The 14,441-nt window shown below is 62.6% G+C and carries 13 protein-coding genes; 3 read left to right on the top strand and 10 right to left on the bottom strand.

The window, feature by feature from the left end; all coding sequences use genetic code 11:
• Nucleotides 1-2: 2 nt before the first annotated feature.
• The 3 genes from prfA to GH665_RS19105 form a co-directional block, all read right to left on the bottom strand.
• Nucleotides 3-1,085 (bottom strand): peptide chain release factor 1, encoded by a 1,083-nt coding sequence (gene prfA / locus GH665_RS19115; RefSeq protein WP_153137531.1) that lies wholly within the window; start codon nt 1,083-1,085, stop codon nt 3-5.
• A 122-nt stretch (nt 1,086-1,207) separates the two neighbouring features.
• Nucleotides 1,208-2,494, bottom strand: coding sequence for a glutamyl-tRNA reductase (hemA, locus tag GH665_RS19110; RefSeq protein WP_153137529.1), 1,287 nt, complete (start codon nt 2,492-2,494; stop codon nt 1,208-1,210).
• A gap of 62 nt (nt 2,495-2,556) precedes the next feature.
• Nucleotides 2,557-3,267: a response regulator transcription factor gene (locus GH665_RS19105; RefSeq protein WP_153137527.1), complete on the bottom strand. Its 711-nt coding sequence runs from the start codon at nt 3,265-3,267 to the stop codon at nt 2,557-2,559.
• A gap of 205 nt (nt 3,268-3,472) precedes the next feature.
• Here GH665_RS19105 and GH665_RS19100 point away from each other — a divergent pair, with 205 nt between their 5' ends.
• The 3 genes from GH665_RS19100 to GH665_RS19090 are packed head-to-tail and all read left to right on the top strand — an operon-like array spanning nt 3,473 to nt 6,218.
• Nucleotides 3,473-3,727 carry a hypothetical protein gene (locus GH665_RS19100; protein WP_028199677.1) on the top strand — a complete coding sequence of 85 codons (255 nt, stop codon included), beginning with the start codon at nt 3,473-3,475 and terminating at the stop codon, nt 3,725-3,727.
• Nucleotides 3,728-3,746: 19 nt separating this feature from the next.
• Nucleotides 3,747-5,561, top strand: a complete 1,815-nt coding sequence (locus GH665_RS19095) for an aminopeptidase P family protein (RefSeq protein WP_153137525.1) — start codon at nt 3,747-3,749, stop codon at nt 5,559-5,561.
• A 33-nt stretch (nt 5,562-5,594) separates the two neighbouring features.
• Complete coding sequence (locus GH665_RS19090; protein WP_153137523.1) at nt 5,595-6,218, top strand: HAD family hydrolase; 624 nt, start codon at nt 5,595-5,597, stop codon at nt 6,216-6,218.
• A gap of 2 nt (nt 6,219-6,220) precedes the next feature.
• Here the strand turns inward: GH665_RS19090 and GH665_RS19085 are convergent, their stop codons facing one another.
• The 7 genes from GH665_RS19085 to ugpB form a co-directional block, all read right to left on the bottom strand.
• Complete coding sequence (locus GH665_RS19085) at nt 6,221-7,342, bottom strand: DUF748 domain-containing protein (protein WP_153137521.1); 1,122 nt, start codon at nt 7,340-7,342, stop codon at nt 6,221-6,223.
• Nucleotides 7,343-7,618: 276 nt separating this feature from the next.
• Entirely contained in the window at nt 7,619-9,283 is a 1,665-nt protein-coding gene (ettA, locus tag GH665_RS19080) for an energy-dependent translational throttle protein EttA (RefSeq protein WP_093643520.1), read from the bottom strand.
• 243 nt (nt 9,284-9,526) lie between these two features.
• A complete protein-coding gene (locus GH665_RS19075; RefSeq protein ID WP_153137520.1) occupies nt 9,527-9,826 on the bottom strand; it encodes a DUF3761 domain-containing protein in 300 nt (99 codons plus the stop codon).
• A 54-nt stretch (nt 9,827-9,880) separates the two neighbouring features.
• The gene (locus GH665_RS19070; RefSeq protein ID WP_153137518.1) at nt 9,881-10,969 is read right to left on the bottom strand and encodes a sn-glycerol-3-phosphate import ATP-binding protein UgpC; all 1,089 of its coding nucleotides are present in this window, start codon (nt 10,967-10,969) and stop codon (nt 9,881-9,883) included.
• 72 nt (nt 10,970-11,041) lie between these two features.
• The gene (ugpE, locus tag GH665_RS19065) at nt 11,042-11,887 is read right to left on the bottom strand and encodes a sn-glycerol-3-phosphate ABC transporter permease UgpE (protein ID WP_153137516.1); all 846 of its coding nucleotides are present in this window, start codon (nt 11,885-11,887) and stop codon (nt 11,042-11,044) included.
• Entirely contained in the window at nt 11,884-12,768 is an 885-nt protein-coding gene (gene ugpA, locus GH665_RS19060) for a sn-glycerol-3-phosphate ABC transporter permease UgpA (protein WP_153137514.1), read from the bottom strand. Before ugpA ends, ugpE begins: the two co-directional genes overlap by 4 nt.
• A gap of 78 nt (nt 12,769-12,846) precedes the next feature.
• The gene (ugpB, locus tag GH665_RS19055; protein WP_153137512.1) at nt 12,847-14,172 is read right to left on the bottom strand and encodes a sn-glycerol-3-phosphate ABC transporter substrate-binding protein UgpB; all 1,326 of its coding nucleotides are present in this window, start codon (nt 14,170-14,172) and stop codon (nt 12,847-12,849) included.
• Nucleotides 14,173-14,441: the final 269 nt, after the last annotated feature.

The following is a 14,441-nucleotide window of genomic DNA, read 5'->3' as shown; positions in this document are numbered from 1 at the left end:
CTTTAGTCCGCGTCGCCTAGCGATGCCAGCAACTCGGCCTGATGCTCGCTGACCAAAGCCGCGATCAGTTCGTCGAGATCGCCGTCCATGATCGCGTCGAGGCGATACAGCGTCAGATTGATCCGGTGATCCGTCAGACGCCCTTGCGGGAAGTTGTAGGTGCGAATCCGCTCCGAGCGGTCGCCCGAGCCGATCAGGCTCTTGCGTGTCGCGGCTTCTTTCGCCTGCTGCTCGTGCGACTGCTTGTCCTTGATGCGTGCGGCCAGAACCTTCAGCGCACGATCCTTGTTCTTATGCTGCGACCGGTCGTCCTGACATTCGACGACGATGCCCGTCGGCAAGTGCGTGACGCGCACGGCCGAATCGGTCTTGTTGATGTGCTGACCGCCCGCGCCGGACGCGCGGAACGTATCGATGCGCAGATCGGCCGGATTGATCTCGACCTCGCCAATTTCGTCCGCTTCGGGCATGACCGCGACCGTACACGCCGACGTGTGAATGCGGCCCTGCGTTTCGGTGGCCGGCACGCGTTGTACGCGATGGCCGCCCGACTCGAACTTGAGCTTGGAATACGCCGCTTCGCCGGCGATTCGCACGATCACTTCCTTGTAGCCGCCAAGGTCCGATTCGCTCGCCGACATCATTTCCACTTGCCAGCGATTGCGCTCGGCGAAGCGCAAGTACATGCGCAGCAAGTCGCCGGCGAACAGCGCGGATTCGTCGCCGCCGGTGCCTGCCCGGATTTCGAGGAAGATGTTGCGGTCGTCGTTCGGGTCTTTCGGCAGTAGCATTTTCTGCAATTCCGCGCCGATTTTTTCCATCCGCTCGCGTGACGTGCGAATTTCGTCTTCCGCGAAGTCGCGCATCGACGCGTCCGCCAGCAGTTCCTGCGCGGTGGCCGCGTCGGTCATGGCCTGGCGCCACAACGCGTAATGTTCGACGATCGGCCCAAGCTCGGCGTGTTCACGCGTGAGCTTGCGGTATTGGTCGAGATTCGAGGTAATGTCCTCGCGGCTCAACAGGTCGTTCAGTTCGGCCAGCCGGGTAGTGAGCTGGTCGAGCTTGCGTTGCATGCTCGTTTTCATCGGACGGGTATCGGAGCGGACTCCGGCAAGGACGACGACTAGGGGAGTGGGCGGATGCCCTGGTCAGAAGCACATCGCGGGCCACTCGGGGCGGCGCGGATGGTGCGGCGGTGGCTGCGCCGCTAACGCTCCGTAGAACCGGAGTGTTTGTAGAAACCGCTCATCAATTCGATGAGCGTGTCACGGTTCTCGCTGCTCGCGCGATTGAGTGCGTGCGTAGGGCCGTGGATCAGTTTGTTGGTGAGCGATTGCGACAGCGCTTCGAGCACCGCTGCAGGATCCTCGCCGCGGGCGAGCATTTTCTGCGCGCGTTCGACTTCGGCGCGACGCAACACGTCGGCCTGGGTATGCATGTGGCGGATCACCGGCACGATGCTGCGCGCGTCGAGCCATTGCATGAAATTCTGCACCCGCGTCTCGATGATCGCCTCGGCCTGCGCAACCGCGGCTTGCCGCGACGCATTGCCTTCACGCACGATCGCGCCGAGGTCGTCGACGGTGTACAGGAACACGTCTTCGAGCTGGCCGACTTCGGGTTCGATGTCGCGCGGCACGGCCAGATCGACCATGAAAATCGGCCGGTGGCGGCGCGCTTTCACGGCCCGCTCGACCGCGCCCAGACCGATGATCGGCAGGGTGGAAGCGGTACACGACACGATGATGTCGAACTCGTGCATGCGCGCCGGCAGTTCCGAGAGCGGAATGGCCCGGCCGTTGAAGCGTTCGGCGAGGCGGGTGCCGCGCTCGGCGGTACGATTGGCGACCACCAGCTCGCGCGGCTGCTGCGCGGCGAAGTGCGTGGCGCACAACTCGATCATTTCGCCCGCGCCGATGAACAGTACGCGCTGGTTCGAGACCTTGTCGAAAATCCGCTGCGCGAGCCGCACGGCTGCTGCTGCCATGGAAACCGACTGTGCGCCGATTTCGGTCGTGCTGCGCACTTCCTTCGCCACGGCGAAGGTGCGCTGGAACAACTGGTTCAGATAGGTGCCGAGCGCGCCGGCTTCAGACGCCGTGCGCACCGCATCCTTCATTTGTCCGACGATTTGCGTCTCGCCCAGCACCATCGAATCCAGCCCCGATGCGACGCGGAAAGCGTGGCGCACGGCTTCCGACTGCGGCAACGCGTAGACATGCGGCGCGAGTTCGTCGATGGGCAGGTTGTGGTATTTCGAGAACCACTGGATCGCGGCTTCACGCGCGGCCTGGTCGTCGGTCGCGCAGTACAGCTCGGTGCGGTTGCAGGTGGACAGAATTGCCGCTTCCGGCGCCGTGCGGGCGGTGCGGCCGAGCCAGACGCTCTTGAAGGTATCCAGTGCAGGCTTGATCTGTTCGAGCGGAAACGCCACGCGTTCGCGCAAGGCGACAGGCGCAGTGTGGTGATTGATTCCGATCGTTAGAAGCTGCATATGGGGCGCTATGGTTTAGCCCAATATTATAGCGTTTTCATGATTCTTTCATTCTGCGCGCGTCATCCGGCCTCCACAACCGCTTCTGGCGGGATAGCGTCGAGTTGGTAGCCGTAGCCGTAAAGCGGTGTCAGGCAATAACCGTGCTCCGGACGCAACTGTAATTTGGTCCGCACGCGCGATGCGTGGGTATCGACAGTGCGCGACCTTACGTCGCGGCGGCGTGTCCAGACGGTTTCAAGAATATGCGCGCGCGATACCGGCCGCGACAGGTTGTTAAAAAGCAGCAACGCAAAGCGGAATTCTTTGGGCGTCAGGGCAACGGTTCGATTGCGGAATGTGACGGCAAACTGCGCGGCGTCGAACGCGTAGCCTCCGATCGTGTCGCGCCGCCGATTGGGTGGCCGCCGCAAGCCCGCGCGCCGCAGCAGCGCGTCTACCCGGGCCAGCATTTCAGGGCCGCGGACCGGCTTGGCCAGGCAGTCGTCGGCGCCGGCGTGCAGCGCGGCGACGATCTGGCTCTCGCGGGGTTCCGATAACAGTACGATCACTGGCAAGCCGGGCAGGATGGAGCGGGCGCGGGGGATCGCGTCTTCGGCGGAACGGTCGCCGGCCCAGCTTTCCGTGATGAGCAGATCGAAGAATTCGTCGGCAGCCTGATCCAGGAACGGTGCGCTGGCGGTGAAGTGCTGACACATATGGCCGCCCGCAAAAATCAGCCGGCCGACTAGGGTGGCGTGCCGTAGATCCGGCTCGATAAGGGCGATTCGCATGGCGCGCTGTCAGCGTGGCAATGACCAGGGGCCAGGCTTCTCCGTAAGGCTTACAGCTTGCCTAACATCACCCCGACCCCCTAAACTCAACCGCTATGCGGAAAGCGCCGTGCTGAACCTCTATGGTTAATGAGAAGAAAATGCTAGCTGTCTTGACCCCGCGCGCCTATGAGACAAGTCTGAATCTGTGTGAGGTCCCCTGCTAATGGGGTGGCCCGGAATCCTGGTGCTGGGTGTGGTGATCGGTCTTGCGGGCTGGTGGCTGCATCCGCTGCGCCGTTCGAGCCGCGCTCCCTGGTGGGCGGCGTTACTGGCCGGCGTGCTGGGCGCGGCGCTCGCGCGCATGGCCGGCAATGTGGTTGGTCTCTTTCATGATGGCGATACGCTCGAATGGCCGGTATGCACCGGCGTCGCGTTGATCGCCGTTGCCGTGACGGTCGGCTTGCTTTCCCGTCGATGAATACTTGCAGGTGACTCCGATGAATGCCCGACTTCCCGAAACCTCCTCCATCCCCGAACGGCTCGCGACATTGCGCAATGCAATGGCGCGCGAAGGTGTAGCCGCTTATCTGGTGCCGTCTTCCGATCCGCATCTCTCCGAATATCTACCTGGGCGCTGGCAAGGCCGGCAGTGGCTGTCGGGTTTCACCGGCTCGGCCGGCACTTTGGTTGTGACCGCCGATTTCGCCGGCGTATGGACCGATAGCCGTTATTGGGAACAAGCCAACGCGCAACTGGCCGGCACCGGCGTTCAGTTGATGAAGATGACCGGCGGCCAGCAGACCGCGCCGCATTTCGAATGGCTCGCACAGAACGTCGCGACCGGCGGTACGGTCGGTGTGGACGGCGCCGTGCTCGGTGTGGCGGCGGCGCGTGCCTTGGGCCAGGCGCTCAGCGCACGCGGCGTGAAGTTGCGCACCGACGTGGATCTGTTCGACGCGATCTGGCCGCAGCGCCCGTCGCTGCCCGCCGCCGCCGTGTTTGAGCATGCCGCGCCGCACGCAAGCGTCGCCCGTTCGGAAAAGCTCGCGCAGATTCGCCGCGCGATGGCGGAAAAGGACGCGCAGTGGCACTTCATTTCCACGCTGGATGACCTGGCGTGGCTGTTGAATCTGCGCGGCGCCGATGTCAGCTACAACCCGGTGTTCGTGGCGCACGCACTGATCGGTCCGCAAAGCGCGTCGCTTTTTGTCGCCGACGGCAAGGTGCCTCAGGCGCTGGCCGAGGCGCTCGCGCGTGACGGCATCAACGTCGAGCCGTATGCGAAGGCCGCCGACGCGCTAGCCGCACTGCCGGCCGGCAGCACGCTGCTGATCGACCCGCGCCGCATTACCTATGGCTCGCTGCAGTTGGTGCCGTCCACGGTGAAGGTGGTGGAGGCGGTCAATCCGTCCACCTTCTTCAAGTCGCGCAAGACCGAGGCGGAAGCCGACCATGTGCGCGAGACGATGGAGCAGGACGGTGCGGCGCTCGCCGAATTCTTCGCGTGGTTCGAAGGTGCATTGGGCCGTGAAACGATCACCGAACTGACGATCGACCAGCGTCTGACGGCAGCCCGCGCGCGCCGTCCGGGCTTCGTGTCGCTGAGCTTCGCGACGATCGCGGGCTTCAACGCGAACGGCGCGATGCCGCACTACCGCGCAACCGAAGAATCGCATTCGGTGATCGAGGGCAATGGTCTGTTGCTGATCGATTCGGGCGCGCAGTATCTGAGCGGCACGACCGACATCACGCGGGTAGTGCCGATCGGCACCATCAGCGATGCACAGCGGCGCGATTTCACGATCGTGCTGAAAGGCACCATGGCGCTGTCGCGCGCAAAGTTCCCGCGCGGCATTCGTTCGCCGATGCTCGACGCGATCGCCCGCGCGCCGATCTGGGAGGCTGGCGCCGATTACGGTCATGGCACCGGTCACGGCGTGGGCTATTTCCTGAACGTGCACGAAGGTCCGCAGGTGATTTCGCACTATGCACCGGCCGAACCGTGGACGGCGATGGAAGAGGGCATGATCACCTCGGTCGAGCCGGGCATTTACCGGCCGGGCAAGTGGGGCGTGCGGATCGAGAATCTGGTGCTGAACGTGCCGGCGGAGAAAACCGAGTTCGGCGATTTCCTCGAGTTCGAAACGCTCACGCTGTGCCCGATCGACACGCGCTGCCTCGACCTGTCGCTGCTGCGTGAAGACGAGCGTGCATGGCTCAACGGGTATCACGAGACGGTGCGCGCGCGCCTGTCGCCGCATGTGTCGGGCGAGGCGAAGACGTGGCTCGAACTGCGTACCCAACCCATCTGAGTTTGTCGCCACGACCCTAGGGAGAGTGCGTGCATGGCCATCAAGGCAGTGGTGTTCGATTTCGGCGGTGTGCTGATCGACTGGAGCCCCGAGTATCTCTACCGTCAGTTGATTCCTGACGACACAGAACGCCGCTGGTTTCTGACCCACGTCTGTTCGATGGATTGGGTGATCCGTCAGGACGGCGGTCAGCCGATCGTCGAGGCGACCGACGAACTCGTCGCCCGGTTTCCCGATCACGCGCCGCTGATCCGCGCGTTCTACGAGCGCTGGCACGAGATGGTGGCCGGCGTGCTGGAAGAGGGTGTGGCGATCATGGAAAAGCTCGAGGCGGCTGACGTGCCGCTCTTCGGGCTGACCAACTGGTCGGCGGAGACGTTTCCGTATGCGTGGGAGCATTACCCCGTGCTGCGGCGGTTTCGTGACATCGTCGTGTCGGGCAAGGTAAAGCTGGTGAAGCCCGATCCGGCGATTTTCGCGCTCATGCACCAGCGGATCGAGGCGCAACTGCCGGGCATTCAGCCAGGCGAACTCGTCTTCATCGACGACAATCTGAAAAACGCCGAGGCCGCGACGGCCTTGGGTTGGCACGGTGTGCATCATACGAGCGCGGTGCAAACCGAGACGCGACTGCGTGGGTTGGGGTTGCGGGTTTAAGCCTACTGCCCCAGTAGATTCTTCAACGCGTTACCCAAACCTTTCACCGTTTCGCCGGTGCCCTTAGCCACGCCCTCGACGCTCACGCCTAGCGATTTCGCAAACCCCGCGCCGAGGCGCTTCATCAGACCCTCCTGCACCGAAAACTTCGGGTCGCGCAGGTCGCCATCGAGCTCGAAATGCAGCGTGATATCGCCGTTGTGCGTCTTGAGCGCCGCAATGGCCGCCTTGGTCGGAATCGACATGAAGGTGTCCAGCGGATTGTCGCTGTCGGCGAGTTGCAGATGGTGGATCGTCACCGTGCCGGGCGCGTGCAACTGATAGTTGCGCACCGTCGACTCCACAGTCAGGTCGACCGTGCCGCCGCTCACCTGGGCCTTCCCGCCGGCCTTCTTCAGCAAATACGGATCGAGCATCACGACATCGATGCCGCTTAGCTTGCTGGTGGTCTGCGAATCCTTGCTGGCGATCTTGATCCAGCCGCTAAACGAGACCGTGCCGGTATGCGTCGGGCCTTTGATCGAACCGGTGAGATCGACCGTGGTCGGTTCGCTGAGCGCGGGCAGATGCAGATGATCGACCGTCGCATTGGCGTTGCTGACCGTCACCTTGAATGCCGGCGGCCCAACGGTCATATCGTAGAAATGGAAGTTGCCCTGCTCGAAGGCGATGTGGTCGATCAGCTTTTCGCGTGGGGTGGAGGGTGCGCCGCCGCCGGTTTCTTCGTCGGACTTGTTCACCGATTCCCGCAGATTCGGCAGCAGGCGGATCGTGCCGTCTTTGGTGCGCAATACGGCGATGTCGAAGCCGTGTACCACCACGCTGCGAATATGGATGCGCCGCGCGAGCAGATCGCGGATGTCGGGCGTGAGCGTGATTTCGTCGGCGCGTAACGGATCGCCAGCGGGCCAGCCGGGTGGCGCCTTGAGCAGAACGTTGGTGAGATGGACTGAGGTGAGGCCGACCTGGATGCTTTCGGCGCTGCCTAACGGTCCGAGCGCCGCAACGATGCGTTCCTTGACTTCGCGCTGCGCGAACTGCAACGCAGCGACTGCGACGACGATCAGCACTAGCAGCACGCCACCGATGGCGATAGCCCAGCGCTTGCCCTTCGACATCGCCATGCTTGCCTCCTCGTCGCCGCGCCGGGCGCGGTATAGCTGTGATCGGCCTGTGTGCGCGCCGGTTCGGCGCACGGTTATTTGATGCGTCTGATCCGGCGGAGTTGCCGCATTCAGTCGGACGACGTGTGTCACCGCGTGATCAGCAATGCGTGTGCCGTGCGCCGCTTATCCGGCAAACGCAAGACGCTGCCGGGGTGCCTTGATGTTCAAAATGACCGGCCAGTGAGGCAAAACAGCCCGCTCATCCACCCACGAGCGGGCCGCCAGGCTCGCGATTTATCGCGCGATCGGCTTGTAACGCAGGCGCTTCGGACGTGCAGCTTCTTCACCGAGACGTGCGCGCTTGTCCGCTTCGTATTCCTGGTAGTTGCCGTCGAAGAACGTAATTTGCGAATCACCTTCGAATGCCAGGATATGCGTCGCGATCCGGTCGAGGAACCAGCGATCGTGCGAGATCACCATCACCGAGCCGGCGAACTCGAGCAACGCGTCTTCCAGCGCGCGCAGCGTTTCGACGTCGAGGTCGTTCGACGGTTCGTCCAGCAGCAGGACGTTGCCGCCCGCGATCAGCGTCTTCGCCAGATGCAGCCGGCCGCGCTCACCGCCCGACAGGTTGCCGACGGTCTTCTGCTGATCGCCGCCCTTGAAGTTGAAGCGGCCGATGTACGCACGCGAAGGCGTTTCGTACTTGCCGACCGTCAGCACGTCTGCGCCGCCGGAGATTTCCTCGAACACGGTCTTGGAGCCGTCCAAAGCATCGCGGCTTTGGTCCACGTATGCGAGCTTGACCGTCGGACCTTGCACGATCTCGCCCGAATCCGGTTGTTCACGGCCGGTCAGCATGCGGAACAGTGTCGATTTACCGGCGCCGTTCGGCCCGATGATGCCGACGATCGCGCCTGCGGGAATCTTGAAGCTGACGTCGTCGAGCAGCAAACGGTCGCCATACGACTTGCTGACGTTCTTGAACTCGATCACTTCGTTACCCAGGCGGTCGCCGACCGGGATGAAGATTTCCGAGGTCTCGTTGCGCTTCTGGTAGTCCTGGCTGTTCAGTTCCTCGAAGCGGGCAATCCGCGCCTTCGACTTCGCCTGACGGCCCTTCGGGTTCTGACGCACCCACTCCAGTTCCTTCTTGATCGCCTTCTGACGCGCCGATTCCGACGACTCTTCCTGCTTCAGGCGCTCTTCCTTCTGATCGAGCCAACTGCTGTAGTTGCCCTTCCACGGAATGCCGTGGCCGCGGTCGAGTTCGAGAATCCACTCGGCGGCGTTATCGAGGAAGTAGCGATCGTGGGTGACGGCGACGACCGTGCCCGGGAAGCGCGTCAGGAACTGTTCGAGCCAGTCGACCGATTCCGCGTCCAGGTGGTTGGTCGGTTCGTCGAGCAGCAGCATGTCCGGCTTTTCGAGCAGCAGCTTGCACAGCGCGACGCGGCGCTTTTCGCCGCCCGACAGGTGTTCGATCTTCGCGTCCCATGCCGGCAGGCGCAGTGCGTCGGCGGCGATTTCGATCTGCTGTTCCGCGCTGCCGTCGGTGGTGGCGAGAATGGCTTCGTACTTGGCTTGCTCCGCGGCGAGCGCGTCGAAGTCGGCGTCCGGTTCCGCGTAAGCCGCGTAGATTTCGTCGAGCTTCTTTTGCGCGCCGAAGACGTCGCCGAGACCTTCCTCGACCGCTTCACGCACGGTTTTGTTCGGATCGAGCTGCGGCTCCTGCGGCAGATAGCCGATGTTCAGGTTCGGCATCGGCGTGGCTTCGCCTTCAATGTCCTTGTCCACACCGGCCATGATGCGGATCAGCGTCGACTTGCCCGAGCCGTTCAGGCCGAGCAGGCCGATCTTCGCGCCGGGGAAAAACGACAGCGAGATGTCTTTCAGGATTTGACGCTTGGGCGGCACGATTTTGCCGACCCGGTTCATGGTGAAGACGTATTGGGCCATTTGCTTGCAATAGACGTTGACGCCGCCGGCCGCGTAAGGGCGGGCGGTCGTGGGTGGATGGGTAATCGGTGTTGTAGCCGGGCAGTGTGCCCGGCGCCGGCCAGCGGGGCGTCGAACTTCGGGTCTGACTTCGCGACGCCGCGCGGGCGGGTAGTTCAGGTGGCATTGTACTTCGGGGCGACGGTGCGGCGGCAGAGGGCGTCGGCGGTGACGTCAGTTCATGCGCCTTTGGCGGTCCGACGCTTAAAGCCAGTCCGCTACGCCGCCATGCCGTGAACAGGTGCCGCTGCGATGCCGGCTGAAGCTGTAGCTGCCGTCGCGGCAACGTGCGGTTGCGCCTTCGGGCGCCTTGCCGGACAGCGAGCGGGCTGGGGCATGCACCGTGTTGCCGTCGCGATTGGTGTAGGTGTTGTGATTGCTGAGGTTCGCTTCGTCGGGCGAGGTACCGGGCGCGACGTAGGCGAATGCCGAGGTGACGCTGAACAGCAGCGCGGCGGTGACGGCCGCGGTTTTGCGAAAACAACTGGCGGTGATGCCTTTCATGGTCTTTGAGGCGTTGTTATTTTGGGAGCGGCGATTATGGCCTAAGCAGGAGCCTCAGTTCGCACGCCGTCCCGTCGACGGATCGAAGAAGTGCAGATGCCGCGCGGGCAGCGCCACTTGCAGCGCTTCGCCGGCGGCCGGCCGGTGCGTGTGCGGCAAGCGCACCGTCACGTCGTGCTTGCCCCAGCGGCCGTGCGCGAGGTTGTCCGCGCCGAGCAGTTCGCAGGAGTCGGCGACGAGCGTGGCCTGCGCGGCGTCGGTTTGTCCCGGCGTCATGTGTTCGGGGCGAATGCCCAGCGTCCATTCGCGGCCCTTGGCGACTTCCTGCCCGATCGATGCAACCCCTTGAAGCGGCAGTTTCGGGCCGTTGCCCGCGACTTCAAATGTCGAGCCGTCGTCCGACACGCGGCCTTCCAGCAGATTCATCCCGGGCGAGCCGATGAAACTCGCGACGAACACCGTCGCCGGCCGTTCGTAGACTTCGGTCGGCGCGCCGATCTGCTCGGCATGCCCCTTGTTCATCACGATCACGCGTTGTGCCAGCGTCATTGCTTCGATCTGATCGTGGGTGACGTAGAGACTCGTGGTGGCGAGCCGCGCATGCAGGCGCTGGATTTCGAGGCGCATCTGCACACGCAGCCGTGCGTCGAGATTCGACAGCGGTTCGTCGAACAGAAACACCGCCGGTTCGCGCACGATCGCCCGACCCATGGCGACGCGTTGCCGTTGGCCGCCCGACAACTCGCGCGGTTTGCGCGTGAGTAACGCCTCGAGTTCCAGAATCTGCGCGGCAGCGCCCACGCGCTTCGCAATCTGCGCACGATCGACACCCGCGATCTTCAGCGCGTAGCCCATGTTTTCGGCCACGCTCATGTGCGGATACAGCGCGTAGTTCTGGAACACCATCGCGATGTTGCGATCCTTCGGCTCCAGTTGATTGACCACTTTGCCGGCGATCGAGATGGTGCCTTCGGAAATGCCTTCGAGTCCGGCCACCATCCGCAGCAAGGTCGATTTGCCGCAGCCCGACGGGCCGACCATCACGACGAACTCGCCGTCCGCGACGTCCACGTCGATACCGTGCAACACGAACTGTTTGCTGTCGTAGGTCTTTTTAACGCCTTGCAGAGTCAGTGCAGCCATGCTGTTTTAACCTTTTCGTTGCTTGTCACGTATCTGTCCTGTCCAACGCCGAAGCTCGCCTCGTTGTGCGAGTTACTTCTCTGAATCCACCAACCCGCGCACGAACCAGCGCTGCATCGTCAGCACGACCGCGAGCGGCGGCAGCATGGCGAGCAGGGTCGCGGTCATTACGAGGTGCCATTCGGTCGCGGTGTCGCCGGAAGCGATCATGCTTTTGATGCCGACCACTGCGGTGGTCAGCGATTGCTGACTCGTAATCAGGATCGGCCACAAATACTGATTCCAGCCGTAAATGAAGGTGATGACGAACAGCGCCGCCATGTTTGTTTTCGACAGCGGCAGCACGACGTCCCAGAAGAAACGCAACGCGCCGGCGCCGTCGATGCGCGCCGCTTCCATCAGTTCGTCGGGTAGCGTCATGAAAAACTGGCGGAACAGGAAGGTGGCGGTGGCCGATGCGATCAGCGGCAAGGTCAGGCCGCTGTACGTATTGCTCAGATGCATCGACGACACGACCTGCACGGTCGGAAAAATACGCACTTCGACCGGCAGCATCAGCGTGATGAAGATCAGCCAGAACGACAGATTGCGAAATGGAAAGCGGAAGAACACGATCGCGTACGCGGAGATCATCGAGATCGCGATCTTGCCGATCGAAATCACCAGCGCCATCACGAGGCTGTTGAACAGCATGCGGCCGAACGGCGCCGCCGCATTGCCGCTGCCATGCGACCAGACCGTCGCGACGTTCTCGAACAGATGCGTGCTCGGCACCAGCGACAGCGGCACGCTGAACACCTCATGCTCGCTCATCGTCGCCGCGCAAAACGCAACGTACACGGGAAATACCACCAGCACGACGCCGAGAATCAGCACCGCATGGCAGAAGAGGTCGAAACCGCGTCGGTTCTCGATCATGAGTATTGAACCCTGCGTTCAATAAAGCGGAATTGCACGACCGTCAACGCGACGACGATCACCATCAGGATCACCGACTGCGCGCCCGAACTGCCGATGTCGAGACCCTGGAAGCCTTCGGCGAAAATCTTGTAGATCAGCGTGCGGGTGGACTGCGCGGGGCCACCGCCGGTGGCGGCGTCGATCACCGGGAAAGTGTCGAAGAATGCGTAGGTGATGTTGATCACCAGTAGAAAAAAGCTGGTCGGCGAAAGCAGTGGCAGCGCGATGCCGAAGAAACGCCGCACTGGACCGGCGCCGTCGATGGCGGCCGCTTCGATCAGCGAACGCGGGATGGCCTGCAAGCCGGCATAGAAGAACAGAAAGTTATAGCTGACCTGTTTCCACACGGATGCCAGCACCACCAGAAACATCGCCTGGCCCGCGTTCAATGCGTGATTCCACACGATGCCGTACTTCGCGAGTGCATAGGTGACGAGGCCGATACTCGGATTGAACAGGAACGACCACAACACGGCCGCGATCGCGGGTGCGACCGCATACGGCCAGATCAGCAGCGTCTGATACATCCTGGCGCCGCGCGTCACGCGATCCGCGCAGACGGCGAGCAGCAGCGAGATGACCAATCCGCACACGGTGACGAGCGCACAGAAAATCAGCGTCGTATAGAACGACGACAGATAAAGCGGATCGGCGAATAACTGCTTGAAATTGGCGAGGCCGACAAATTCGGTCGAGGTGCCGAACGCGTCCTGGCTCTGGGTGGATTGCCACAGCGCTTCGCCTGCCGGCCACAGAAAGAACAGCAGCGTAATCAGGAGTTGCGGCGCAACCAGCAGGTAGGGCAGGACGCTGGTGCCGAAGCGTGAGCGCTTTTCCATCGAGAGTTTCCTGGGTTCTACTACCGCGAGGGTTTCGGTGCGAGTGCACCGAAACCCCGCCGGCTAGTACAGCAAGTCTTAGTTGCCGGCTTTCTCGAAGCGGCGCAGCAACTCGTCACCACGCGCCACCGACGAATCGAGCGCCTGTTGCGGCGTCTTCTTCCCCGCCCACACCTGTTCGAGTTCTTCGTCGATCACGGTGCGGATCTGCGGCATGTTGCCCAGACGCAGGCCCTTCGTGTACGGCAGGGGCGGCTTGTTGAGCATCTGCTTGATCGCGGTGTCGCTGCCCGGATTCTTCTCGTAGAAGCCTTGTTGCTGCGTCAACTGGTACGCGGCGGTCGTGACCGGCAGGTAGCCCGTGTCCTGATGCCACTTCGCGGCAACCGGCGCCGACGACAGATACGCGAGGAATTTCGCCACGCCCTTGTAGACGGCCGGATCTTTACCCGACAGCACCCACAGGCTCGCTCCGCCGATGATCGCGTTCTGCGGCGCACCCTTCACGCTGGCGTCGTACGGCATCATGCCGGTGCCGAAGTTGAACTTCGCGTACTTCTTGATCGTGGCCAGCGAACCCGACGAGTTCGTGATGATCCCGCAGTCACCGCTATAGAACTTCGACACCGGTTCGTCCTTGCGGCCGACGTACGTGAAGGTGCCTTCCTTCTGCATGTTCTGCAGGAACTGGATGTGCGCGACCTGCAACGGCTTGTTGAATTCCAGTTGCGCGTCGGCGCCGTCGAAACCGTTGTTCTTCGATGCGAACGGCACGCCATGCCAGGCGCTGTAGTTTTCGAGTTGAATCCAGCTCTGCCAGCCCGACGAATAGCCGCATGACATGCCGGCCGCCTTCAGCTTCTGCGCGTCTACCTGCAATTCGGCCCAGGTTTTCGGCGGCTGATTCGGGTCGAGCCCGGCTTTCTTGAAGGCGTCCTTGTTGTAGTACAGGACCGGCGTCGAACTATTGAACGGCATCGAAATCAGTTCGCCGGTTTTAGCGTCGCTGTAGTAGCTGGCAATGGTCGGCACGAAGGCCTTTTCGTCGAGCGGCACGCCGGCTTGCTTGAACACTTCCGAGACCGGGATGACGGCTTTTTTCGCCTGCATCATTGTCGCCGTGCCGACTTCGTAGACCTGCAGGATGGCCGGCGCGTTGCCGCTGCGATAAGCGGCGATGCCGGCGGCGAGGGTCTGGTCATAAGTACCCTTGAACACCGGCACGATCTTGTAGTCGCTTTGCGACGCATTGAACGCGTTGGCAATGTCGTTCAGACGCTCGCCGAGGGCGGCCTCCATGCCGTGCCAGAACTGGATTTCAGTCGAGGCGTGGGCTGCCTGGCTGATGCCGAGGCTCAAGACGGCGGCAACGGAAAGCGAACGGAATAGCGGCTTGCAACTCATCGATTTGTCTCCAGATCGGAACGGGCGCGAATGCGAATCGCGCGATTCTATTTGTGTTCGATGACAGTCTGGCGTCGATTGCCGGACGACGGTCCGCTTTTGACAGGGGCCGGTTGCTGCAATTTACACTGGCTGTCACGAAACTGAAATAGTGGGCGTTTGACGTGGCGCCTGTGTGCGCTGCAACTGACGCAACTGACACAGCGGTCGCGCAGTAAAACAAAAAGCCCGCTTTTGAGCGGGCTTTCCGAGGAGATGTAACAGACTGC

It is taken from the genome of Paraburkholderia agricolaris (genome assembly GCF_009455635.1).
GTDB classification, from domain to species: Bacteria; Pseudomonadota; Gammaproteobacteria; order Burkholderiales; family Burkholderiaceae; genus Paraburkholderia; species Paraburkholderia agricolaris.
The sequence above is the reverse complement of the archived record's forward strand: the minus strand, read 5'-3'. Positions and strand labels throughout refer to the sequence as shown.